Raw genomic sequence first — 24,553 nt, 5'->3', positions numbered from 1 at the left:
TCTGATGAACGCCAATTTGTTCCTGAGCTGGCTCAGGCCGTCGCACCGGTTGGGTCGGTGTGTATGATGTTGTCGGCTGTCAAGCCGCTGAGATCGGCGAGTCCATGGAAAGTGGCGAGGGTCTCGACGTTGGCATCGCCAGGTGTCACGAAATCAACTTTGATCAGGACACTGTCCGTTCCGTCCGTTGCCATCACATAGAGCGCGTCACCTGCAATTGCTCCGGCAAGGCTCTCTACAGCCGTTTCGAGTGTAACGGCATTGAGGTCTGCAAGAACGGTATCGAGGCCTACAAATCCAGTGTCTGTGCCCAATGTGTCACCGACGGTAAGAAGCTCAAAACCCGTGCCATCACCTCGGAGCGTAGCGACATTCAGTCCGCTGAACATCAGAGCGTCGGTTACATCTGCTGCGGGCCCAATTGTGAAACCGGTTATGCTGTCTACGCCATTGTTGTTCGGGTCGGCTTCAAAGACAACGACATCCCGCCCGGCTTCGGTGATGTCAATGCTGTCATCGCCACCACCGCCACGAATGATTGTATCCGTGTTTGCCGCGGTTAGGATGTCATTGCCGTTGGTGCCAAACTGAACTGCAACAGGGCCACCTTCAGGTGTTTTGATCGTTAACTCAATGGGTTGAGCAGCGTCCTGTACTGTCATCGTGAAAGTGACAAGAGGCTGAGACAAACCGGAAAAAACAGTCGCCGCCCCAGCGAAGTTGATGATGTCACCTGTGCCTGGGTTTGCCAGGAACAAATCGAACGCGCTGTGTTCCGTGTCTGATCCGATGTCGAAAGTGGCGACAGATGAGTCAAACTCAAGCTCCGCTGTAAAAGCCAAGCCACCAGAGATGTCACGATTAGCATCAGCATAAATGGCAAATGTAACGGTTGATCCACTGCGCCCGACCTCTGAGACCACGTAGGCAGCTGGCTCATGAGCAACCGCCTGATCCGATACAGGTAAGGGATCTGGTCCCCCTGCAACGGTTGCCTGGGCTGATATAGTCAGGGCATCCCCAGCTTCTATGGCGGCGAAATCTGACGACGCAACAGCCAGTGTCCAGGATCCGTCCGCGGTTACTGTCGCGCTGCCGATGGAACTGCCGTTCAGCAAAACATCTACAATCTGGCCGTTTGAAAGCCCGGCAGAGGAACCGCTGACAGTAATGCCTGACGCCTTGGCATCAGCAAGGGCCACCGCGTTGTTCACGCCGACATCGTCCAGCATCAGAACTGGCCGAAAGTCCGTTGTTACCGAACTGCTTGCCGCTACTGCACTGTTGCCAGCGATATCGTCAACTGTTGCGGTGATGGTGTAGTTTGTTCCATCGGAAAGCGCACCCAGGTCGCTGGCTGGCACAGTTATCGCCCAGGTTCCACCCGATGCAACACCTGTATAGGTTTGCCCGCCAAACGTGACAGAGACTATTTGGCCATCTTCCGAGGTTGTCGTGCCTGAAATTGTCAGGTCTGTAGCTTGTTCCATTACATCCAATACGGAGCCAACCGGCAAACTGTCGATCGTGATTGCTGGCGCTGTAAAATCGGTTGTGAAACTCGTCGAGATTTGGTTGCCATTCCCAGCAGTGTCTGAAACAGAAGCCGTGACATTATAAGTACTTGCGTCCTGGAGGCCTGAAAGTTCGGCAACTGTTGCGGTATAGGTCCAGACACCACCGGTTACCGTTGCTGTACCGCTTACATCTACAGTTCCGTCTGCGCGCGCGATCTCCACAGTAATGACCGTTCCATCCTGAGCGTCAGAGGTTCCCGAGACAATCAGGTCGGTACCTTGCTCAGCAGCGTTCATGACAGTGCCGTCAGAAATACTGGTTATTCCCAGGGTAGGGGGTGTGAAATCGGTCGTGAAACTGTTGCTGGCCTGTGACGCCGGATTTCCTGCGGCGTCGGAGACATCCGCCGTTACCGCCACGGTGGCAGCATCAGAGAGGGCCGCAAGGTCGGCAGCGGGGACAACTGTGCTCCAAGACCCTCCGGTGGCTGTAGCAGTGTAAAATTGACCGTTCAAAGTGACGGTCACGACTTGGCCATCTTCGGCCGACGTTGCGCCCGATATTGTCAGGTCCACCGCTTGTTCGGCAGCATTCATGAATGCGCCGGTCGAGAACGTGTCGATGCTGAGGGTCGGTCCTGTGACGTCTTTCGAAAGTGTCACATCAGCCTGAGGGGCTGCCAGCCCGTTTGCGTCGCTGACATCTGCGGTGATCTGAAAGCTGCCTCCGTTGGCCAAAGATGCGAGATCACCGGCTGGGACAGTTACAGTCCATGTTCCGCCCGTCACTGTCGAGGTATATGTTTGACCATCCAGTGTGACGGTGACTTGCTGGCCATCTTCGACATTGGCGGTTGTGCCGCTTATAGCCAAGCTTGCCGCGGCTTCAGCGGCGTTGAGAACTGCGCCGACGGAAAGCGGAGATATCGAAATTGAGGGGCCGGTCAGGTCTACTGGTACAGTAACTAGAATCGGCACGGCCGGGTTGCCTGCGATATCCTCGACCGCCACAACAATTGCAGCAGGTGTTCCGGTGGACAGACCGCTGAGGTCAGAATTGGGGATCGTGACAGTCCAGTTTCCGCCTGTCGCAGTGCCGGTGTACACCTGCCCGTCGAACGTGACGATGATGGTTTGCCCGTCCTCGGCCGTGGTGGAACCCGTTAAGGTTAAGTCACCAGCCACATCAATCAGGTCAATTGATCCACCCGCAACAGGATCCAGAGAAACACTTGGCGCGGTGAAATCCGTATCAAAGCTTCCGCTGGCCTGTGCGGCCGGGTTTCCAGCCGCGTCAGTCACGTCTGCGGTGACATTTACGATTGCGCCGTCAGGCAAGGCGCTAAGGTCAGCCGCCGGGACGGTTACGCTCCACTGTCCTCCGGAAACCGTACCGGAATAGCTTTGCCCGTTCAGTGAAACCGTTACGATTTGCCCGTCTTCAGCATCAGTTACACCGGTGACCGTCAGATCGGTGGCCTGCTCTCCCAGGTTGAGTACCGGCCCGTCAGAAAACCCGGTGATCGACAGGCTTGGCGGGACAGTATCGATGTCAAACTGAACGGATTGTGTCGACAGCTCGGCCCCCGACCCATCCAGGTTCCTGATGGTCACCGTCGACACACCCTGTGGAAGCCCGCTGGCTTCGGCTGCTGTCAGAGAGATGCTCCAGCTGCCATCGGGGTTGGGTGTCACGGTTTTCACCAGTGACCCTATTGTGACTTCGATGGTCGCAGTCCCTTCGGGAGCGATGGCGTTGGTGCTAACGTTGTTCAGCGCAGTGGATTGCAGCTCGGCGAGGTTGAGGCTTGTGTAAGTCGGGGTGGGTTCGGATACGACGGGGCTGTCTTCACCGTCACCGCCGCCACCTCCTGCGGCCGCAGCCGCCCCTGCCAGGCCCAATCCGCCCAACGCCGCGCCGGCACCACTGATGCCGCCTGCGGACGCACCCGCGGAAACACCTGCTTCCACAGCGCTGAACTGGGCAATCTCCTGAACCGCGTTCTCAGCGATCATGATTGCACCGCTGTCCAGGATCTGGACGTTTTCAGCTGCCACGATCATTGTCCGGCCATCGGCCATTTTTAGAAGAACATCGCCATTCTTCATCAACTTGACCGAGCGAACGCCTGGAATGGTTTCCGCGAACTGAAAAGCATACAGTTCTTCGATTGTGGCTTGTGATAACGCGGGCAAGGCCATCAAAGTTGAAATCAACCCGCCGGCCGCGCCGCGCCCTGCCCAGCGGCCAAGTTTTCCATCGATCCACTGGCGAATGTGTTGCTTGCGGTCCGTTTCCGAAGGTTCAGCCGCCGGACGGTTGTTGAACTCTGGTGCTTTGGTCATCTTACCCTCACATGTGGTTTCCGCGATCACCGAAATGGAAGACAGGTCGCGCTGATAACGGCTGGCTCATCTGTCTTTCCCACTGGTTACTGTTGCGATCGAAAGTGAAAAATTGAGTTAATCTGAAACCGAACTTCTCGTTTTCACCACAATTCCGCTTTTGTTTCGGTCCGTGCATCAGGTCATCTTTTGATCAAGGCCAGGGGTGGCGATGGAGGTGTGGCTGTGATGCTTCAATTCGAAGGTGTGGTGGCAACGGGGAGCGCGGCGCTCGATTCAGGTATCGGCGATACGGCTTTAAAAACGTTTAACGGAACCACCTATCTTTATACCGTCACCGGACCGGGCGGCGGCGTCGCGGTCTGGAGGCTGGTCGAGGGCGCGTTACCGCAACTGGTCGACACGGAATATTACAGCGGCACAATCACGTTTCACGTTGGTCGCAGTGGCACACCGATAACGCTGGCGGGATCCGAACAACTTGTACTGGATGTGAATATGGCGGTCGGGTTGGTCGGATATGACCTGAACGTGGATGGCACCCTGGACAGCCTTACGGAAACCGGATCTCTGGCAGGAGGAGGAGATGTCTCGGCGATTGTTCAAGTGTCGATCGGACCCATGGATGTTCTGGCAATGGCTCATGAAGAAACGGGTCAAATCGGGACATATCTTGTTAATCCAGATGGAACGCTGAGCCTTGCTGGTCTTGTTGCTGGCTCTGGAGACGCGATGCAGACGCTGCGCGCAGGAACAGACCATTTCCTGATCTCAAGTGATGCGGCCAGCAATACAGTCTCAACTTATCGGATCGACAGCATTTCCGGTCAGTTGACCGAGATTGACAACAGTTCAGCCATGGGAACCCTTGGAATCTCGACTCCGACAGCCGTCGAAACGATCGATGCCTATGGCAAGCCCTGGGTGATCGTGGCGGGCGCAGGCAGCAACTCGCTCAGTGTGCTTCAATTGAAAGCTGACGGCAGCCTGAGCGCCACAGACCATATTCTGGATTCGCACACGACCCGCTTTGAATCCGTGCAAGACCTTGAGGTCGTGAACATCAACGGGCGCGTATTCGTCGTGGCGGGTGGCGGCGACGATGGGCTTACATTGTTCACGCTGACACCGGAAGGCCAGTTGGTCTATCTGGACAGTTTCGCCGACACTTTGAGTAGTGGATTGCAGAATGTCGAATCGCTGAGCCTTGCTCACGTCGGCAATGAGTTGCAGATTCTAGTTACGTCGCAACAAGACGCTGGAGTCACTGTCATTTCGGTTCCTGTCGATGATCTTGGGGTCGTGGACAAAGGGTTTGGAACAGTATCGGGGACGGCCTTAGACGACATGCTGAGCGGCAGTATTCTGGATACCACCCTGATGGGTGGCGATGGCGATGACATACTGATAGCAGGAACAGGTGCTACGACCATGTCAGGTGGGGCAGGGGCCGACATTTTCGTGATGCAGTCGGGCAGCGGTCTGACCACGATCACGGATTTTCAACCGGGTGTGGACCGTCTGGACATGTTCGACTATTTGCTGTTGCGGTCCCCTCAGCAACTGACATTCACCAGCACCACCCAAGGGGCGCGGATAGAGTATCGGGGCGAGGTGGTGCAGGTTCAGTCCGCTTCGGGCGGAACGCTGACCAGTACCGATATTTTCGGGGCCGGGTTTGAAGGCCCCGATCACATTCCGGTTGAATTCGGTGATTTCGGCGGTTTGACGCCGGACAGTTCGGATGGCGTGCTTGGGCCAATCACAGTGGACAGCCAATCTGCTAACCCCGGATTGTCGGATGCAGAGATCAAGTTCACACCGGTCGGCGGTGGCACGGTATCTGTCACGGCTGACGATCAGGGGCAATTTGACTTGGACCTTCCGGATGGCACGTTCCCCGGAAGACTGGACATCGTCAAACATTATTCAACGGCGAGCAAAGAGATCGACGCGATGGATGCTTTGCAAGTGTTACGCATTTCGGTTGGCCTCGATCCGACATGGGGGCCCGCCGATGCGGAAAACCTAATCGCAGCGGATATCAATCAAGATGGAACCATCAATGCCCTGGATGCACTGGCGATTTTGCAGGTGGCTGTTGGGAAAACCACTGCGCATGAACCTCAATGGGTCTTTTTGGATTCAGATGCGGATTTGTCGGGAGTTACAAAAAGCAACGTTGATTATCAGACTGGAATGGATGTTGTAGCCATAGACGGGGTGATAACCGCCGATATGACGTCCATTTTGCTCGGCAACCTCGAGGCGGCATGAATTGAATTGAACGGTGCTGCAACTCAGTCATTGCAAGCCTTCCGCTTGGACCGCAATGTTGGCCTTAGATACACAAACACAAAAGGACAGGCCATGAATCGTCTTTCGGAACGCAGAGATTTTGCCATCGCGGTCTGTGAAGAAGCTGGGGTGATAGCCGAGAAATACTTCTTGGACAGGAGTAATCTGGTTATCGATCAAAAAGGTGCTCAGGACTGGGTGAGCGACGCGGACAAAAACGTCGAAGCCTTCATTCGCCAAAAGATCATGGATGCTTGGCCGCAGGATGGGATATTTGGCGAAGAACACGGCGCTGCCACAGGCGAGAGCGGTTTTGACTGGGTGATTGATCCAATTGATGGAACTACGAATTTCGTCAATGGCATACCCGTATGGACGATTGTTCTGGCCGGTGTCACCGAAGGGCACACTGCGGTGGGTGTGATCCGGGATCCGAGTATGGATGAAACCTTTGTGGCAACACGCGGAGAGGGCGCGACACTGAACGGTTCACCGATACACGTGGCCTCTGGGGTTGCTCTTCGGGATGGGACGGTTTCTGTGGGGTATTCGAACCGGATCGAAACTCGCCACGTCGTGCCGGTGGTTGCAGAACTTATCGAGCGCGGTTCCATGTTTCACAGAAACGCCAGCGGTGCATTGTCATTGGCCTATGTCGCAGCCGGGCGACTTCTGGGTTATGTGGAAGAACACATGAACGCCTGGGATTGTCTGGCTGGGCAATTGTTGGTTGCAGAAGCGGGCGGTGTTGTCGAAGATCAAGACGCCGACGCGATGATCCGCGACGGTGGGCGCGTGATCGTCGGTACACCAGATGTATTTGAAAGTTTGTTGGAAATCGCAGAGAACGCTTGGGGGGCTTAACGTCTAGGCCATTGGCAACCAAGTGGAATTAGGTTGCAAAGTTGTCAGACTTGTCTGCCAATAATGGCCTTGTGACGGTTGATCGTACTGGCGGTCAATCGGAATCCCGGAAAGCTCACACCACAACAATGTCCCGACCGCACCATGTGTAACGATGGCGAGGTCTCCGGTGCCATGGGCACGAGTGATTTCCAAGACTGCCCGGTGAATGCGCCTCTGCGCGTCGGCCGCAGTTTCCCAACCGCGAAAGCTAATATCCGGCTGGGCAAAGAATGCGTCCGCGGCCGCCTCGAACTTTTCCCGTGGAAGGAAACCAGTGGTACTCCGATCATTCTCGCCAAGTTCCGGGTGGATACTTAGAGGCAACCCCAAGGGCGCGGCCAGAATCTCACCAGTGTCACGAGCCTTTCGTTCGCCGCTGGCCCAGATATGGCTGACATTGGCCATAGCTTCACTGGCGGCAAAGGATGCGGCGCGCCGGCGACCTGTCGCGTTCAGACCCCATTCCGTAATGGGGGTATCCGGATCAATAACGACCTCGGGGTGAGTGATGATCAGTAAATTCGGCATCTAGTCGGGCAGAAGTACCGGCCCTTTGCCCGCAAACCCCATCCTGATTTCGGTACCCGGTGCAAGCGGTGCATCAACATCATCGTGGACCGCAAAAACCTGACCAAATGCGCCGGTCAGTGTGTATTCCATCCGCACGCCAACATAGGTTGCCTTGGCCACTGTAGCGGCGATGCCGTCATCAGAACCAATCACAAGGCGCGAGGGTCGTACAGCGATGGTCGCGGGCCCATTGGTCAAACCCCGACGCGGCAGAGTGTGACGGTAACCTTCGATCTCGATTGTTGCAGCATCACCGTCGGTTGCAACGATCTGACAGTTGAGCAGGTTTGCCTCGCCTATGAAATCGGCAACAAACCGGTCATTCGGGGCATCATAAAGCTCGCGAGGTGTACCCATCTGAGCGATCGCGGCGTTCCGCATCACAACAATCTCGTCCGAGACGGCCAGGGCCTCTTCCTGATCGTGGGTGACATAGACAACCGTCAATCCAAGGTCTTGCTGAATGGCCCGGATATCCTCGCGCACCTGGCGTCGCAGCTTGGCATCAAGGTTGGATAGCGGCTCGTCAAACAGCAGAACCTGTGGTTCTAGAACCAGCGCTCGCGCGACGGCGACACGTTGTTGCTGACCACCCGAGAGTTCGGAGGGAAGGCGATTGTCGAACCCCTTGAGCCCTACCAATTGCAAGCCATGCAAGGCGCGGCTGCGAGCCTCATCCTTGGCAAAGCCCGAGAATGTGAGGCCGTACATCACGTTCTCCAGCACGCTCATGTGGGGAAACAGCGCGTATGATTGAAACACCATTGATACGTCGCGGTCTGTTGCGGGCAGTTTGGTGACGTCCCGGTTGCCAATCATAATCTTGCCAGAGCTTGCCATCTCTAACCCGGCGATCATGCGCAACGTCGTTGTTTTCCCACAGCCTGACGGACCAAGCAGCGTGACCAGTTTTCCCGCTTCGACATGAAGGTTAATGTTATCAACAGCCACAACGTTTTTGCCGAACACTTTCGACACTTTCTCAAATAATACCGGGGCGGCCTTGGAACCGATTTTGTTGTCGGTCATGAGGGTGTCTCCGTTGTGTTCTGTGTGCGCCGACCGATCTGGACCCGACCGACGAGAATTTGCAATAAACCGACCGCTGCCAGCATCACGAAGATCAGCGTCGTCGAATACGCAATGGCGAGACCATAGTCGTTATTCTCGACCCGCCCGATGATATAGCTGGTTGCCATGTCGTATTCGGCACTGACCAGAAAAATCACAGCCGAGATCGCCGTCATCGCGCGGACAAAACTGTAAACAAGCGCGGCAAGTATCGCGGGACGTAGCAGCGGCAGAATGACACGACGAAATGTCTGCCACGAGTTTGCACCAAGGGTCAGCGAGGATTCATCGAGACTGCGGTCAAGTTGCGACATGCTGGCGATGCCCGCACGGACCCCAACCGGCATGTTGCGGAATATGAAGCTGATAACAAGGATAACGCCTGTGCCGGTTATTTCGATGGGCGGAACGTTGAAGGCAAGAATATAGCTGACACCAATCACCGTACCGGGGATTGCAAAGGACAGCATGGTCCCAAACTCGAAAGCGTTCTTTCCCGCAAAGCTTTGCCGGGTCAACAGGTAAGCCGTGACCAACCCAACCGCTGCCGTCAGAGGTGCAGCAATTGCCGCAATGGTTATGGTGGTCCAGAAGCTGTCCCACGCGGCGCCGGTCCAACGAATGCCCTCTTCTTCAAATCGAACAGAGAATGCCGTGACGTAGTGTTTTAGGGTCAGGGAGTTATTGACACCCCAAAGCTCGACCACACTGCCGTAGATGATCATTGCATAGACAATGATCGTGAACACCGCCCAGCCAAGAGCGATTACCAGCACTGGAACAGAAAGACCCGTAGGCATCAAAGGGTGCACGCCTGCGTCGCCTTTGCCTGTTACGGTGGTATAGCTTTTCTTGCCCAGCCAAACACGCTGTGCGTAAAAGGCCGAAAGAGTAAAAAACAGCAATACCATGGCCAGAACGGCGGCCCGTCCTTGGTCATATTGCGCCCCGACGATGGCAAAGAAAATCTCGGTCGATAGAACGTCGAAATTCCCACCCAGAACAAGCGGGTTTCCGAAGTCGGCCATGCTTTCGATGAAGCCCAAAAGAAATGCATTGGCAAGACCGGGGCGCATCAGGGGCAGGGACACTGTCCTGAACGTTTGCCATCTGCTGGCGCGGAGAGTCTGGGCCGCTTCCTCCATAGATGGCGAGACGCCTTCCACCACGCCGATAAGAACGAGGAATGCAATGGGCGTGAATGCAAGGGCCTGTGCGATGAATATGCCTGGCATTCCGTACAGCCAGCGCGTTGGCTGCGTGCCGAACAGCTCGGCGACGAACCGTGTGACCGAGCCTGACAGACCAAAAAGCAGGATCAGCGCGAGGCCAATCACAAATGGCGGGGTGATGATCGGAAGAACAGTCAAAGCCCGCAGCACGCGTTTGTAGCGGAAACCCGAGCGGGTCACGACCAGTGCAAAGCACAAACCCAGGGCAGTCGTGACGAAGCCAACCAGGATGGCAAGAAACAGCGAGTTCCATGCCGCGCCGCATCTGGCACCATAAAAACACCCCAACCCCCAAAGCCGGGCATCAAAGAACTTTGAAAAGAAGACAGCAATGGAATATGCGCCATCTTCAGTGACAAAGGCAGCGAACAGCATCTTGGCGATCGGAAAAAAAACAAAGACGGTGACGATGGTAATCACACCGCCAATCGCACTAACAACAAAGACGTCACCGTTGATGGCACCTCTTGCCGCAATGCCTTGGGTCAACAGGAACAGAAAGCTTGAAGCGCAAATCATTGCGCCATAGCCCATACCGAATTGGCGATCACCAAGTTCGCCAAAATAGGCTTCCAACCAATTGAAATTGAAACCCCTGATGCCAATCCCGAATCCCTGTGCGATCAACCAGCCGAAGCCGAGCGCACCGGAAAGGATCAGAACCCGGGCATAGAGGGGGTCAGACTTGGCTCGCTTCAGCACCAGAAGGGGTAAGGTCAGAGCGATCAACAGTGGGGCAAGCCAAAGCTTCTCACCCTGTGCGATCAGGAATGCAGCGGGGGCATAATCTTCGTCAAACGGGTAACCGTCAAAAAGCCATTCGAATGACCACAGGCCGCCGTCGACCATATACCACGGCAGCAGGCAAAACCCGACCCACCCGGCGATGACCCAAAAGATCAGAACCGGACGGGTCTTTTTTGTAATATGGTTGGCCATTTACTGCGGCAGAACCGAAACCTCTTCGTCCCATTTCTGCAACAGACGCTTTCGTTCGTCTGAGGAACCATACTTTTTGAAGTCATAGTCGATCAGCTTGATCTGACTCATGTCAGGCGCGCTTTCCGACGTTTCTGCGCTCTTATTTGATGGCACCTGAAACGCGCTGACCTGAAGAGCAAGGTTCTGCGCCTCGGGCGACAGCGCCCAGTCATAGAATTTCTTCGCCTCTTCCTCGTTGCGGGCGCCTTCAATAATGGACATCGAGCCAATTTCGTATCCCGTACCCTCACAAGGCGCGACTACCTTGATCGGGAAACCCGAAACAGCCTGCTTTACCGCATCATGCATGAAGACGATGCCAATCGTGTTCTCGCCTCGACCGGCTGCTTTGATTGGTGCAGATCCGGATTTTGTATACTGGTTGATATTCGAATGCAGGCCTTTCATGAACTCAAAACCTTCATCCTCGCCAAAGATCTGCACCATCGAGGCCAGCGTTGTGTAGGCCGTACCAGACGAGTTCGGGTTGGCCATCTGAACGTGACCCTTGTATTCAGGCTTTAGCAGGTCTTTCCAACAGGCGGGTTCGGGTAGGTTATTGGCCGCCAGTAGGTCTGCGTTATAACCATACCCAAGTGCGCCGGAATAAATGCCGATCGTTCTGTTTCCGGCACTTTCGGCTTGGGAAATTGCCCAATCATGAAGCTGGTCGCGCATTGGCGACATGTATTCCATTGTCAGGTCCTCTTCGGCGGCCTGCAAATGCGGATCACCCGTGCCGCCCCACCAAACGTCTCCTTTCGGGTTCGAGCTTTCGGCACGAATCTGGGCAAAGGTTTCGCCTGACGACTTACGCGTCATGTTGACGTCGATGCCCGTTGCATCTTCGAAACTGCGCGCCATGAGTTGGCACCAGTCTTCCTGCGCCGAGCAATAGAGTGTCAGCTTGTCTGCCTGCGCTGCCGACACAGATGCGGCTATTGCAATCAGCGACCCGACGGCCGTGGATGTAAGTTTTTTCATTATCATTCCTCCCTTTGGTTATCGTGCACCAGTATCTTTTGTTTTGTCAGGCGCTTTCTCATCCAGCTTTTCGTAGCTTGTTAATGACAGACTGGGCGTTCTGATTGCCCGTCAGATTTCTCAGAAAACTTGACAGATCTCTTTCTTCCACCAGCTTTGCCGCTTTCCCCGGTGAAAACCAGTGACGCGTCCGTTCGTCCCGTTCTTTCCAACGCCGCTTCAGTTTTTCAACGACCATGGGATAGAGGGTAACGCGGCAGCGAACGCTATTCGCGCCTTCAAAGCGCTTGTCGTAGAAAAAATGGCCAATCGGCTGTTTCGAGATTGCCCCGACTGCACCTGCTTCTTCCAGAGCTTCAATTTCGGCGGCATGCCAAGGTTTCTTTCCTTCCATCAACCAACCTTTTGGGATGACCCACCGCCCAGTATCGCGCGAAGTCACCATCAGAACGCGTAGTTTTCCATCCCTGTCCCAGCGCATCGGAAGTGCTGCAATCTGGTCTGTTATGTTGCCGTCGCTCATGCTGCCCTCAATGACACGGTATCAATAGCGCACCCAGAATAACCTTCAGTCGTTAACGGTGGTTCTTGGGTTTTCACTATGAAACGGTTCAATTCACACATTCTTGCCTTGCGCTTTGGACTCTTCCGAATTGTCACAACCTACTGAGGGTTATGCAACAAAAATTATTGCATTATGCCCGAAATCCCACAAAAGTGGGGTTTGAAACCTGATTGGGTTGTTGGATGTCCAAAACGAAAATACGTGCCAAAACGATTGAAAAGGGACGGGGTAGGGTAAAGAAATCCGACCGGCGCCAGCAAATACTGCTGGAGTTGAAGCTTCGCCCGCACGTTCGCATCAATGAATTGGCCCAGCGTTTCAACGTCTCTAACGAGACGGTGCGCAGGGATTTTGACGCCCTGTCGAATGACGGCCTGATCGCACGCGCGCACGGAGGGGCATCTGCCCCGGCGCAAGGGCATTATCCAGGTCTGGACGAGCGAGCCAACGCGCGGATTGAGGAGCGCGAACGCATAGGTATCAGCGCGGCGGGACTGGTTCGTGATGGTGAAACGGTCATGATCGATTCCGGTTCGACCACAATCGAAATGGCCCGTGCATTGGCCTATCTCGGCACTCCTTGCACAGTGATTACGAATTCAATCCCGGTGGCAATGACCCTCGGCCATGGGGCTGCCGAGGTTCTGCTTTGTCCAGGAGAATATCTGGCAACCGAATCTGCGACGATTGGAACCGAAACGCTGGAATTCCTGTCTCGGTTCAATGTCGACAGATGCATGATCGGCTCGTCAGGTTTTTCGGTCGAAGGCCCTTCAGAAACCGTGCGCGGCTTTGCGGCTGTCAAAAGAATGATGCTGACGCGCGCAGCAAATCGACATCTTTTAATCGATTCAGGGAAATTTGGTCGTAAAGGCCTGTCTCAGGTCGGAGACCTGACCAAACTGGATTCCATAGTTTCCGACACGAAACCAACAGGAGAGTTGCTTAACGCGATCAACGGTGCCGAGGTTGATGTTCTCGTCGCCCCGTAAACACTGAAATGAATGACGAACAGCGGACTGCAAAATGACCGCGCATGACTGGGAGGAAAACATGAAGATAGACATCAGATTATTGGTTGGGGCATCGGCAATTGCGCTCATGTCGCTTTCCGGGACAGCTTCGGCGCAAGATTGCCCGAGGGGTGATCTGGACGAGCGGTTTTGCGACGTCGATGGGGATTTGATTGCGGATATCCCCACAGATTCTTCCCAGCTAATTGATCCTGACACCCTGATTTTTGCCTATACACCGGTCGAAGACCCAGCCGTATACAAAACCGCGTGGTCAGACTTTCTAGAGCATCTGAAGGCTGAGACAGGCAAGGATGTGGTATTTTTTCCGGTCCAAAACAACGCCGCCCAGATCGAGGCGATGCGGTCGGGACGCCTGCATATTGCGGGCTTCAACACCGGGTCCAACCCACTGGCAGTAAACTGTGCCGGGTTCCGACCGTTTACGATTATGGCCTCAAAAGACGGTAACTTCGGTTATGAAATGGAGATCATCACCTACCCAGGCTCGGGCATCGAAAAGGTCGAGGATATCAAAGGTAAGCAACTTGCCTTCACGTCACCCACTTCCAACTCGGGCTTCAAAGCACCGTCGGCGATCCTGAAAAGTGACTTTGATCTTCTGCCCGATCGCGACTTCGAACCCGTCTATTCGGGAAAGCACGACAACTCGATCCTTGGTGTGGCGAACAAGGACTATCCAGCGGCATCGATTGCAAATTCGGTAAAGGCACGGATGATTTTGCGGGATGTGATCAAGGAGGAAGATGTTGTTACGATTTACAAATCGCAGACCTTCCCAACCACCGGATTTGGCACTGTCTACAACCTGACGCCCGAATTGCAGGAGAAAATCCGCAATGCTTTCTTCAACTTCGAGTGGGAAGGGACGACGCTTGAAGCGGAGTTTTCCAAGTCGAACGAAGGCCAATTTCTTGAGATGACTTACCAGGAATTCTGGGACGTCATTCGCAAAATTGACGCGGCAAACGGCGTCTCCTACGCCTGCCAATAAGTCTTGCTTAATCCAGCGGGCCTGAAAAGGCCCGCTAATCACCCTAATCGGGGGCAATTTATGCTGCGTCTTCAAAAGCTGACGAAAACCTACAAGACCGGAGATCAGGCACTGAAGGCCATCGATCTTGAGGTACCCAAAGGGCAGGTGCTTGCACTGATTGGACCCTCGGGCGCGGGAAAATCGACCATGATCCGTTGCATCAACCGCTTGGTTGAACCCACAAGCGGCGGTGTTCTTCTGGATGACATGGACCTGACCAAACTCGGGTCGGGTGCGTTGCGGAAAGCACGCCGCGAAATGGGTATGATCTTTCAGGAATATGCCCTGGTCGAACGCCTCACCGTGATGGAAAACGTATTGTCCGGTAGGTTGGGGTATGTGGGATTCTGGCGCAGCTTTCTGCGGCGGTATCCGCAGTCGGATGTGGACGAGGCTTTCCGCCTGCTGGACCGGGTGGGGCTGTTGCATATGGCTGACAAACGCGCGGACGAGTTGTCGGGTGGTCAACGCCAAAGGGTCGGTATCTGCCGCGCCCTGATCCAGAACCCAAAGTTGTTGCTGGTCGATGAACCGACCGCGTCGCTGGATCCGAAGACCAGTCGTCAGATCATGCGGCTGATCACTGAGCTGTGTCAGGAGCGCGGGCTGGCAGCCATCATCAACATCCATGACGTGGCACTAGCCCAGATGTTCGTTCCCCGTGTCGTGGGCCTCCGCTTTGGAGAAATCGTGTTTGATGGTCTTCCAACAGGGCTCACCCCGGAAAAGCTGACCGAGATTTACGGTGAGGAAGATTGGGAAGCGACCATCGAAAAAGTGGATGAGGATGAAGATGTCGAGGCTGCAGAATGAGCCATCGAGAACTTGACGACATGCTGGGAAAAGGTTGGCGCAAACCGGCCTTTATTAAAAACACGTTGCTGCGCAGGGCATTGATACTTGGGTTCTTCGCTTACCTGATTGCGGCTTTCATGACCATCGATGTTGATTGGGGCAGGGTCTATGAGGGACTGGACAGGGGATGGGCGTTCGTCCTTGCCTTTACCAGCCCGGATTTTATTTCACGGTGGTCAGATATCTGGGCCGGCCTTCTGGAAAGCATTGTAATGACCGTGGCCGCGTCGGTTGTCGGTATCCTGATTTCGATCCCGATTGGATTGGGGGCTGCACGTAATATCGCCCCGTTGCCAATCTACGTAATGTGCCGCGGCATTGTCGCGTTAAGCCGGGCATTGCAGGAAATTATCGTTGCCATTTTGCTTGTGGCCATCTTTGGCTTTGGCCCGCTGGCAGGATTTTTGACGCTGTCTTTCGCAACCATTGGGTTTCTTTCCAAGCTTTTGGCCGAAGATATCGAGGCGATGGACAAAGTTCAGGCTGAGGCGATTCAGGCCTCTGGTGCACGATGGCTGCAATGGATCAACTACGGGGTTCAGCCTCAGATCATGCCTAGGCTTGTGGGTCTTTCCATGTACCGGATCGACATCAATTTCCGGGAAAGCGCTATTCTGGGGCTGGTGGGGGCAGGCGGCATTGGCGCGACACTCAACACCGCGTTTGATCGATATGAATATGATACGGCTGCCGCCATTCTGATCCTTATCATCGGGATCGTCATGGCCCTCGAATACCTTTCCGGAATAATCCGAGCGAGGGTTCAGTAATGCCGGTTCTTGAACGCGACGATACACAAATCTGGCGCAGGCGGACGACGGGCCAAAGCCTGGTTCGCTGGTTTGGATGGCTTCTGGGAGTAGCGGTTTTTGTCTACTGTTGGCAGCTCATTTCGGAATCGACAACCTGGTTTTTCGTCTGGGACGCACCCCGTATCGCCAACGATATCTGGACCCGCGCAACACCTCCGAAATGGGATTATATTACCCAGCTGGGTCGCCCGATCTGGGATACACTGAACATCGCTACACTGGGGACGATCATCGCTCTGTGCATGGCCGTGCCGGTTGCCTTTTTGGCGGCCCGCAATACTACCCCGTCGGCGTTGTTCATCCGCCCCATTGCCTTGTTGGTCATTGTCTCGACCCGCTCAATCAACTCGCTGATCTGGGCGCTGCTATTGATCGCTATCATCGGACCGGGTGTGTTCGCCGGTGTCATAGCAATCGCCATTCGTTCAATCGGGTTCTGCGCCAAACTTCTTTATGAAGCGATTGAAGAGATTGATCACGGTCAGGTCGAGGCGATCACAGCCACCGGTGCTTCGCGGTGGCAAGTCATGGCATATGGGATCGTTCCGCAAATCCTGCCAGCCTTTGCCGGAATTGCGGTCTTTCGTTGGGATATCAATATTCGCGAGTCTACAGTGCTTGGTCTGGTTGGTGCCGGTGGCATCGGGTTGCAGCTCTCGGCCTCGCTTAATGTTCTGGCGTGGCCGCAAGTCAGCCTCATCCTGATTGTAATTCTTTTTGCGGTCATGATCAGCGAATGGGTTTCGGCAAAAGTACGAGGAGCGATCATTTGACCGGATTCTCAGCGCAGGAGGCTTTTAAGGCATACGAAGCCGTCCGGCACCGCCTTCCAGATATTGAACCGAACGACGTGAGTTGTCGTCGTATCGAGACCCTTTCCGAAATTATGGATGAGTTTGACGTATTTCTGCTGGATGCGTTCGGGGTTCTCAATATCGGAGAAACAGCAATCCCCGAAACGCCTGAACGGATCAAGTCACTGACGGATGCGGGCAAACGTGTCCTGGTGGTTTCGAATGCCGCAGGGTTTCCTCATGCCACGCTGTTGGAGAAATACACTAGGCTGGGATATGACTTCGCGCCGCAGGATGTGATTACCAGTCGGGCTACGTTGCTGTCCGGGCTGAATGGCAGACGTGGGCTGCACTGGGGTTTGATGGCGACGCCCAGCGCCGGTCTTCGCGACTTGGAAGGTTTGAAATTAACCTATCTGGAAGATGACCCGCAGCCCTACGAAACCGTTGATGGTTTTCTGATGATCGGGTCAGCCGCCTGGACTGAAGCCCGACAAGCGATGTTGGAGGCGGCATTGTTAAGCCGACCCCGTCCAGTATTGGTGGGCAACCCGGACATCGTTGCCCCACGCGAGTACGGCTTTTCCAAAGAGCCCGGTCTTTTCGCGCACCGTTTGGCCGACCGAACGGGTGTAGCCCCGCAGTTTTATGGAAAGCCTTTCGGCAATATCTATGATCTTGCCTTTCAGCGACTTGGGCCCGTCGACAAATCCCGCGTTCTGATGGTAGGTGACAGTCTGCATACTGACATTCTGGGCGCGCGTCATGCCGGAGTGGCTTCCGCACTTGTCTCGGATTTTGGGTTCTTCGCCGGGCATGATGTCGAGGAAGCGATCAAACAAGCAGCGATCGTGCCGGACTTTGTCGTGACCCGACCTTAGGATTTTGAAGTAAAGCGTATTTTTGGCAGAGCGAACGGGCAGCGTTGACTTGCAGAAGGCGCGCGTAACAATGATTATGTTGTTTTTTACGGGGATGTATCCAGTTGGCAATTTTCGCTAAACGGCAAATTCTCACAGTCTCGGAACCTCGAATCCGGTTCTTCCGCATCCTAACAATCTCGAACTCAATATTAAGGGTCACTTTCGAGAATTTAAACTTTCTCAGGCTGGAAAAACCGATGTTTTCTTGACTGTTCCATAAACAAAGCTGGTGTCGATCGAAGCTATTCCGCCGATCGGGTGAATTCGGTTTCGAATAAAGTCTTCGTATGCTTCGAGGTCCGATACCAATACCCGCAACTGGTAATCCATTGCGCCGGTCAGCACATGGCATTCTAAAACTTCATCGATCATTCGAACGCGTTTTTCGAATTTCTGCACATCTGTTTCATTGTGCCGCTCAAGCCGGATGCGGACAAAGACGGTAATCGCCATCCCGTATGCGGCAGCGTCCACATCGGCGCTGTATCCTTTGATGACACCGCTGGCCTCAAGGTTTTTGACCCGCCGCAGACACGGTGAAGGAGACAGGTTGACCTCATCAGCAAGATCCTGGTTCGTCATACGCCCGTCCCGCTGCAACGCTCGAATGATCTGCCTGTCTTTGGCGTCCATCTTCTCTCCACTATTAGCATAATATGCCAATATTGATCCTAAACTTGGCATTATTCGCAACCTATTGCTCAAAGTAAAGGCGCAAAGTGATAACAACTTAGATCAGGAGCCCACCGTGACCCGCACAACCGGATTTGCCACTCGCGCCATTCATCATGCCTACAACCCGTTTGAAAACGATGGTGCGCTGACCCCGCCCCTCCACTTGACCTCAACTTTCTCCTTCGAAACCGCAGAGGCTGGCGGGGAAATGTTTGCCGGTGAGCGCGCAGGTCATATCTATAGCCGGATATCGAACCCGACATGTGACCTTCTTGAAAAGCGCATTGCCGTGCTGGAAGGTGCCGAGGCCGGGCTCGCCCTCTCCAGCGGGATGGGCGCAATTACCGCCGTACTTTGGACCCTGTTGTCACCAGGTGACGAAGTCATTGTCGACAAAACGCTTTACGGCTGCACTTTCGCTTTCATGCGCCACGGGCTGGCAAAATGGGGTGTCACTATTACCCATGTCGACATGACGGACCCTGCAAACCTGAAAGCCGCCGTTTCCGAAAAAACCCGCGTCGTCTATTTTGAAACCCCAGCCAATCCAAACATGCGCTTGGTGGATATCGCTGCCAGTTCAGAAATTGCGCATTCTGTTGGTGCGCATGTTGTGGTCGACAATACATATGCCAGCCCCTATCTGACCCGCCCGATCGAGCACGGCGCGGATATCGTCCTGCACTCCGCCACCAAGTATCTGGGCGGGCATGGCGATGTGGTCGCGGGTCTTGTGGTCGGAACCGCCGAGCAGATTTCTGAGATCCGGCTGGTCGGCATGAAAGACATGACAGGCGCAGTGATGGCACCTTTTAACGCAATGCTGATCCTGCGTGGGTTGAAGACACTGAACCTGCGATTGGATCGTCACTGTGCGTCCGCCAAGGTGGTTGCCGATTACCTTCAGGCACACCCTACCGTCAGTGAGGTTTATTTCCCGGGGCTTGAGAGTTTTGCCCAGCACGATGTCGCACAACGCCAGATGTCGCAGCCGGGGGCCATGATCGCCTTTGAAATCAAGTCTGGCCTGTCCGGTGGCATCGAGTTCATGAACCGCCTGAACATGATCCAACGCGCCGTGTCCTTGGGGGATGCAGAAACCCTGATCCAGCACCCGGCATCCATGACTCATTCGACTTATACTGCGGAAGAACGGGCAGAACATGGGATCAGCGACGGTCTGATCCGTCTTTCCGTCGGGCTGGAAGACGTTGATGACATCCTTGCGGATTTGGAGCAAGCTCTGCCCTACCCTGCCCGCAGTGCCGCATGAACCCGGAGACCACCATGCCGAATGATCCCAAGCTGTTGAAAATCGTCGAACAGCGTTTGCTGTGGTTGTCGCATTGGATGATCCACCATGCCAACCATATCCGTCCCAAGGTGGATGGGATCAAGGTTGGTGGTCATCAAGCGTCGTCCGCGTCGATGGTTTCGATCATGACGGCGCTCTACTTCTCGGCTTTGCGTCCCGAAGATCGGGTTGCGGTCAAGCCTCATGCGTCACCGGTTTTCCACGCGATGCAGTACCTTATGGGCAACCAGACCCGCGAGAAGATGGAGAACTTTCGCGGGTTTGGCGGCGTGCAAAGCTATCCCAGCCGGACAAAGGATATCGATGATGTCGACTTTTCGACAGGTTCGGTAGGTTTGGGTGTCGCGATCACCTCGTTTGCTTCGATCATTCAGGACTACGTCAAGGCCAAAAACTGGGGGGCAGATGCCCCGATGGGGCGCATGGTGGCGCTTGTAGGCGACGCTGAACTGGATGAAGGCAACGTATACGAAGCATTGCAGGAAGGCTGGAAAAACGGCCTGCGCAACACGTGGTGGATTATCGACTACAATCGGCAGTCGCTCGACGGCATCGTTCGTGAAGGTTTGTTCGAACGGATCGAGAAAATCTTTGATGCCTTTGGATGGGATGTTGTGCGCGTGAAGCATGGTGTCCTGCAGCGCGCGGCCTTCAAGGAACCTGGCGGTGATCGGCTGCGAGACTGGATTGATGCCTGCTCGAACCAGGAATACTCGGCCCTGACGTTCATGGGTGGCGAGGTTTGGCGAAAGCGCCTCATGGACGATCTTGGGGATCAGGGGGATGTGACGGCGCTGATCGAACGGCGCACAGATGCCGAACTCGCTGCATTGATGGAAAACCTCGGCGGCAACTGCGTCGAGACCATGGCCCAAACCTTTGATGCAATCGAACATGACCGCCCTACCTGTTTCCTGGCCTACACTGTCAAGGGATGGGGCACGCCAATTGCGGGCCACAAGGACAACCACGGCGGACTGATGAACAACAGCCAGTTCGTCGCGTGGCAAGAACATATGGGCGTGCCTGCCGGCAAGGAATGGGAACCTCTCTCGGCAGTGCCGGACCCAGAGGCGTTGAAAGATTTTCTGTCGAAAGTTCCCTTCTTTGCAAAAGGTCCGCGACGCTATTTCGATGGCAAGCTGGATGTTCCATCAATTGACATCGACACAAGCCGCGAAATCTCGACCCAAATGGCTTTCGGCAAGATTTTGGATGACTTGTCGAAGGGCGACAGCCAATTGGCCGAGCGTATCCTGACGACGTCCCCTGATGTCACAGGCACAACAAACCTTGGCCCGTGGGTTAACCGGCGCAAACTGTTTGCCAGATCCGAGCAAGCCGACGCTTTTATTGAACATCGTATCCCCTCGACGGCAAGATGGGAATTTACTCCCGAAGGGCAACATATCGAGCTTGGTATTGCCGAGATGAACCTCATGTTGCTTTTGGGCGCTGCGGGCCTTTCGCATTCCCTGTTCGGCAAGCGGCTAATCCCGATCGGTACTGTGTATGACCCCTTTGTCAGCCGTGGCCTCGATGCGCTCAATTATGCTTGTTATCAGGATGCGCGCTTTATGCTGGTCGGCACGCCTTCGGGCATAACGCTGGCCCCAGAAGGCGGCGCGCATCAATCCATTGGCACACCTTTGATCGGGATGAGCCAGGACGGGCTGGCGGCCTTTGAGCCAGCCTTTGCTGATGAACTGGCGGTGATAATGGAGTGGGCCTTTGACTATCTGCAGCGTGACGGCGAAGGGCAACCGGACGAACGCACCTGGCTGCGTGACGAAACAGGCGGTTCAGTTTATCTGCGCTTGACGACAAACCCGATTGAACAGCCTGGCAAACGCGTGGACGATGAGTTCCGTCAAGGTGCTATTGATGGCGCATACTGGTTGCGAAAACCGGGGCCGAATTGCGAGGTCGTAATCGCCTATCAGGGGGCCGTTGCACCCGAAGCGATCAAAGCCGCTGGCGTGATGGGCGAAGGACGCAAAGACATCGGAGTGCTGGCGGTGACTTCGGCAGACCGGCTAAACGCCGGGTGGACGGCAGCGCAACGGGCGCGATCGCGCGGCAATCAGGAGGCTCGGTCCCACATCGAAACTTTGATGTCCGGTCTGCCGCGCCACTGCAAGCTGGTTACCGTGATTGACGGACACCCCGCGACATTGTCTTGGCTGGGTGCCGTACAGGGACATCAGACCATCCCTTTGGGGGTCGAACATTTTGGTCAGACAGGGACAATCGGCGACCTCTATCGGCACCATTGCATTGACGCGGACGCTATCCTGGAGAAGGTGAATGGTCTGACCCATGGCAAGGCTTTGCTTCGCACATGAGCGGCGGTGTTGGACGTCACAGCTTGGGCCTTACCCTCAGGGTATTTGGGCCCTTTGTGCAGACGCGCGTTTGGGTTCGAAGCCCCGAACGAAAGGCACCTTGTTCGAACCAAACTTTTGGGATCTGAGAAGAATTACGACTCGGGACTAAAGAAAAGATCCGCACGCCTTTGCTTCTGTCACTACAGGTGCTCAAAACTGTCGTAGGTATGGACCGCCATGAAAATCAATTTTGCGTGTATCAAGTCGGCCCATGCACGCTATCCGACCGGTTTTTTGGAAATATTCTTATTCATGTATGCGCTTAATAAAAATGGGTCTGTTCCTCTAGAATGTAACTCTTGAATAGCCGTTGATAATGTAGTTTGCAGGAGACACTCCAGTACGCGTTTGCCCCAAAAAGAACACTTTGTTCGAGCAGTTTCAGCGCAATCAATAACACCTAATTTCTAAGACAGAATAATGGCCACCGTTACAACAATCCCCAGACCGTCCGTAAGTTCTCCGCTCAGCTCTATCCAGGGCACCTATGCATATGGTGACGGGAATCCGTCGACCACGACGGTGATTTCCTACAGTTTCGGGCACTTCTCTGATACGCAGGCTTGGTCATCAGAGTATAAGGCGGAGTTCCGTGCGGCGCTGGCCGCAATAGAAGCCGTTGCAAACATTACTTTTGTCGAAGTCACCTCCGGTTCCGCTGACTTGGTTGAGGTTCTCGCGCCTTCTTCATTCTTTGAAAACCCGCGAACTCTCGGATTTCACTATTCGCCATCGAGCGGGACATCCTATGGAGCGTTCAACACGTCATACTGGACTGCTTCTTTCAACGGAAACGGTGATCCGGGCGGGTTTTTCTTTACTACTTTGGTCCATGAATTAGGTCACGCCCTTGGGTTGGGGCATCCTCATGACACCGGATTGGGTACAACCGTGTTGAGCGGTGTAACGTCGCCATTCGACTCGTTTGGGGCGGCGGGCCTCAATCAGGGTGTCTACACTGTGATGTCGTATAACGATGGATGGACTTCACAAAACGGGGGGCTACACTTTAACGCAACGTACGGTGGTTCAACGGGGCTTGGGGCTTTGGATATTGCCGCGTTGCAGGCCATGTATGGGGCGAATACTTCATATAATTCCGGGGGCAATACCTACACACTTCCCTCTGCAAACGTCGCAGGAACTGGGTATCAGGCCATTTGGGATACTGGCGGGATTGACACAATACAACATGTTGGCAGTTCGAACGCACACATAGATCTCCGGGCCGCCACATTGGACTATTCCGTCACCGGAGGTGGGCTGATTTCGCATGCGGCTGGAATAAAAGGTGGTTTCACAATCGCGCATGGCGTTGTGATTGAAAACGCGTCTGGCGGATCGGGTGCTGATACTATTGTCGGCAATACCGCTCAGAACGTCTTGCGCGGGAACGACGGAAACGACACCATTCACTCGCTGTCCAACGGAAGCAACAACAACACCATCTATGGCGGCCAAGGCGACGATATCATCTTTGTGGCCCAAGGTACTGGTGCTGACCAGGTCTTTGGGGACCAGGGCAATGATCTGGCTGTTGTGCGGAGCAACGCAGGTACGTTTTCGGGTGGAACCGGCACCGACACTGTCAGATTCGTTAGCGCTATAAGCAACTATTTATTCTTTGAAAACGGTGTCTTGTACGAATTTCTGGATGTAGTCACACGCACAACATTCACGATTGCAAACGACGTAGAGTTGGTCCAGTTTCTTGACGGGCTACAGCAGTATGCCCGGTCGAATATCAAGTCTGCAATGCAGCTTTCAGATATCGATACTCAGGGAACAACGCTACAACATGCCAGCCAAGGGCTTTATGTGCTGGATGGCGGCAGTGCGAACATTGCTTTGATTTACGGTGGCCAGTCTATTGGGCAAAACTCGCTTGCAGGCTGGCAGGCACTTCAGGCCGAAGCGTCGGGCGGTGGCTACAAGGTGTTGTGGCTGAACACCAACGGGTCATATGCCGAATGGACCACGGATGCTTCGGGGCAATACCAAAGCGGCGTTACCATCGCCAATGTTGTCGATGTCGAAGTTTTCTATGGTGTTGATCTGAACAATGACGGCCACACCGGCCACGCCATAACCAATATCGAGACCAGCGGGTCGATAACACTCGCGTCTTCAACCCGCGGTGAGTACCTGATCAACGGTACCATCAACCTGACGTATAATGGCAATACAATTGGGCCAGACAGCCTGCCGGGCTGGCAGGCGCTTCAGGCCGAAGCTTCGGGCGGTGGCTACAA

At 54.6% G+C, this 24,553-nt stretch carries 18 protein-coding genes; 11 read left to right on the top strand and 7 right to left on the bottom strand.

Annotated elements, in window-relative coordinates; genetic code table 11:
* Positions 1-32: 32 nt before the first annotated feature.
* Entirely contained in the window at positions 33-3,863 is a 3,831-nt protein-coding gene (locus ACR0M3_RS11840; protein WP_480910893.1) for a beta strand repeat-containing protein, read from the bottom strand.
* A gap of 228 nt (positions 3,864-4,091) precedes the next feature.
* On the opposite strand from ACR0M3_RS11840, the gene ACR0M3_RS11835 reads away from it, so the two are divergent.
* Together ACR0M3_RS11835 and ACR0M3_RS11830 are read left to right on the top strand one after the other, a co-directional pair.
* Positions 4,092-6,140 (top strand): dockerin type I domain-containing protein, encoded by a 2,049-nt coding sequence (locus ACR0M3_RS11835; RefSeq protein ID WP_480910890.1) that lies wholly within the window; start codon positions 4,092-4,094, stop codon positions 6,138-6,140.
* A gap of 93 nt (positions 6,141-6,233) precedes the next feature.
* A complete protein-coding gene (locus tag ACR0M3_RS11830; protein ID WP_480910887.1) occupies positions 6,234-7,025 on the top strand; it encodes an inositol monophosphatase family protein in 792 nt (263 codons plus the stop codon).
* A gap of 3 nt (positions 7,026-7,028) precedes the next feature.
* Here the strand turns inward: ACR0M3_RS11830 and ACR0M3_RS11825 are convergent, their stop codons facing one another.
* The 5 genes from ACR0M3_RS11825 to ACR0M3_RS11805 are packed head-to-tail and all read right to left on the bottom strand — an operon-like array spanning position 7,029 to position 12,428.
* A complete protein-coding gene (locus ACR0M3_RS11825; protein WP_480910884.1) occupies positions 7,029-7,595 on the bottom strand; it encodes a histidine phosphatase family protein in 567 nt (188 codons plus the stop codon).
* Entirely contained in the window at positions 7,596-8,666 is a 1,071-nt protein-coding gene (locus ACR0M3_RS11820) for an ABC transporter ATP-binding protein (protein ID WP_480483725.1), read from the bottom strand.
* Positions 8,663-10,879, bottom strand: a complete 2,217-nt coding sequence (locus tag ACR0M3_RS11815; protein ID WP_480547007.1) for an ABC transporter permease — start codon at positions 10,877-10,879, stop codon at positions 8,663-8,665. The genes ACR0M3_RS11820 and ACR0M3_RS11815 overlap by 4 nt, the downstream gene beginning before the upstream one ends.
* Entirely contained in the window at positions 10,880-11,905 is a 1,026-nt protein-coding gene (locus tag ACR0M3_RS11810; protein ID WP_480539136.1) for an ABC transporter substrate-binding protein, read from the bottom strand.
* Between the two features lie 58 nt (positions 11,906-11,963).
* Positions 11,964-12,428: an NUDIX hydrolase gene (locus ACR0M3_RS11805; protein ID WP_480910881.1), complete on the bottom strand. Its 465-nt coding sequence runs from the start codon at positions 12,426-12,428 to the stop codon at positions 11,964-11,966.
* Positions 12,429-12,652: 224 nt separating this feature from the next.
* Here ACR0M3_RS11805 and ACR0M3_RS11800 point away from each other — a divergent pair, with 224 nt between their 5' ends.
* From ACR0M3_RS11800 to ACR0M3_RS11775, 6 genes are all read left to right on the top strand, one after another.
* Complete coding sequence (locus ACR0M3_RS11800) at positions 12,653-13,462, top strand: DeoR/GlpR family DNA-binding transcription regulator (RefSeq protein ID WP_480487502.1); 810 nt, start codon at positions 12,653-12,655, stop codon at positions 13,460-13,462.
* Positions 13,463-13,523: 61 nt separating this feature from the next.
* Positions 13,524-14,498 (top strand): phosphate/phosphite/phosphonate ABC transporter substrate-binding protein, encoded by a 975-nt coding sequence (gene phnD, locus ACR0M3_RS11795; RefSeq protein WP_480483730.1) that lies wholly within the window; start codon positions 13,524-13,526, stop codon positions 14,496-14,498.
* A gap of 60 nt (positions 14,499-14,558) precedes the next feature.
* A complete protein-coding gene (phnC, locus tag ACR0M3_RS11790; protein WP_267366602.1) occupies positions 14,559-15,353 on the top strand; it encodes a phosphonate ABC transporter ATP-binding protein in 795 nt (264 codons plus the stop codon).
* Positions 15,350-16,165, top strand: coding sequence for a phosphonate ABC transporter, permease protein PhnE (gene phnE / locus ACR0M3_RS11785; RefSeq protein ID WP_480910878.1), 816 nt, complete (start codon positions 15,350-15,352; stop codon positions 16,163-16,165). The genes phnC and phnE (ACR0M3_RS11785) overlap by 4 nt, the downstream gene beginning before the upstream one ends.
* Entirely contained in the window at positions 16,165-16,980 is an 816-nt protein-coding gene (phnE, locus tag ACR0M3_RS11780) for a phosphonate ABC transporter, permease protein PhnE (protein ID WP_267366604.1), read from the top strand. Before phnE (ACR0M3_RS11785) ends, phnE (ACR0M3_RS11780) begins: the two co-directional genes overlap by 1 nt.
* The gene (locus ACR0M3_RS11775) at positions 16,944-17,882 is read left to right on the top strand and encodes an HAD-IIA family hydrolase (protein WP_480910876.1); all 939 of its coding nucleotides are present in this window, start codon (positions 16,944-16,946) and stop codon (positions 17,880-17,882) included. The genes phnE (ACR0M3_RS11780) and ACR0M3_RS11775 overlap by 37 nt, the downstream gene beginning before the upstream one ends.
* 222 nt (positions 17,883-18,104) lie before the next feature.
* Here the strand turns inward: ACR0M3_RS11775 and ACR0M3_RS11770 are convergent, their stop codons facing one another.
* Complete coding sequence (locus ACR0M3_RS11770) at positions 18,105-18,557, bottom strand: Lrp/AsnC family transcriptional regulator (protein ID WP_480547002.1); 453 nt, start codon at positions 18,555-18,557, stop codon at positions 18,105-18,107.
* 115 nt (positions 18,558-18,672) lie between these two features.
* Between ACR0M3_RS11770 and ACR0M3_RS11765 the strand changes: the two genes are divergently transcribed.
* The 3 genes from ACR0M3_RS11765 to ACR0M3_RS11755 all read left to right on the top strand — a co-directional run.
* Positions 18,673-19,872 (top strand): methionine gamma-lyase, encoded by a 1,200-nt coding sequence (locus ACR0M3_RS11765; protein WP_480487510.1) that lies wholly within the window; start codon positions 18,673-18,675, stop codon positions 19,870-19,872.
* A 14-nt stretch (positions 19,873-19,886) separates the two neighbouring features.
* Entirely contained in the window at positions 19,887-22,259 is a 2,373-nt protein-coding gene (locus ACR0M3_RS11760; protein WP_480911053.1) for a 1-deoxy-D-xylulose-5-phosphate synthase N-terminal domain-containing protein, read from the top strand.
* A 462-nt stretch (positions 22,260-22,721) separates the two neighbouring features.
* On the top strand, positions 22,722-24,553 hold a 1,832-nt coding region (locus ACR0M3_RS11755), incomplete at its 3' end, for a M10 family metallopeptidase C-terminal domain-containing protein (protein ID WP_480910874.1).

The sequence above is a fragment of the Ruegeria sp. O5 genome, assembly GCF_056535105.1.
The sequence above is the reverse complement of the archived record's forward strand: the minus strand, read 5'-3'. Positions and strand labels throughout refer to the sequence as shown.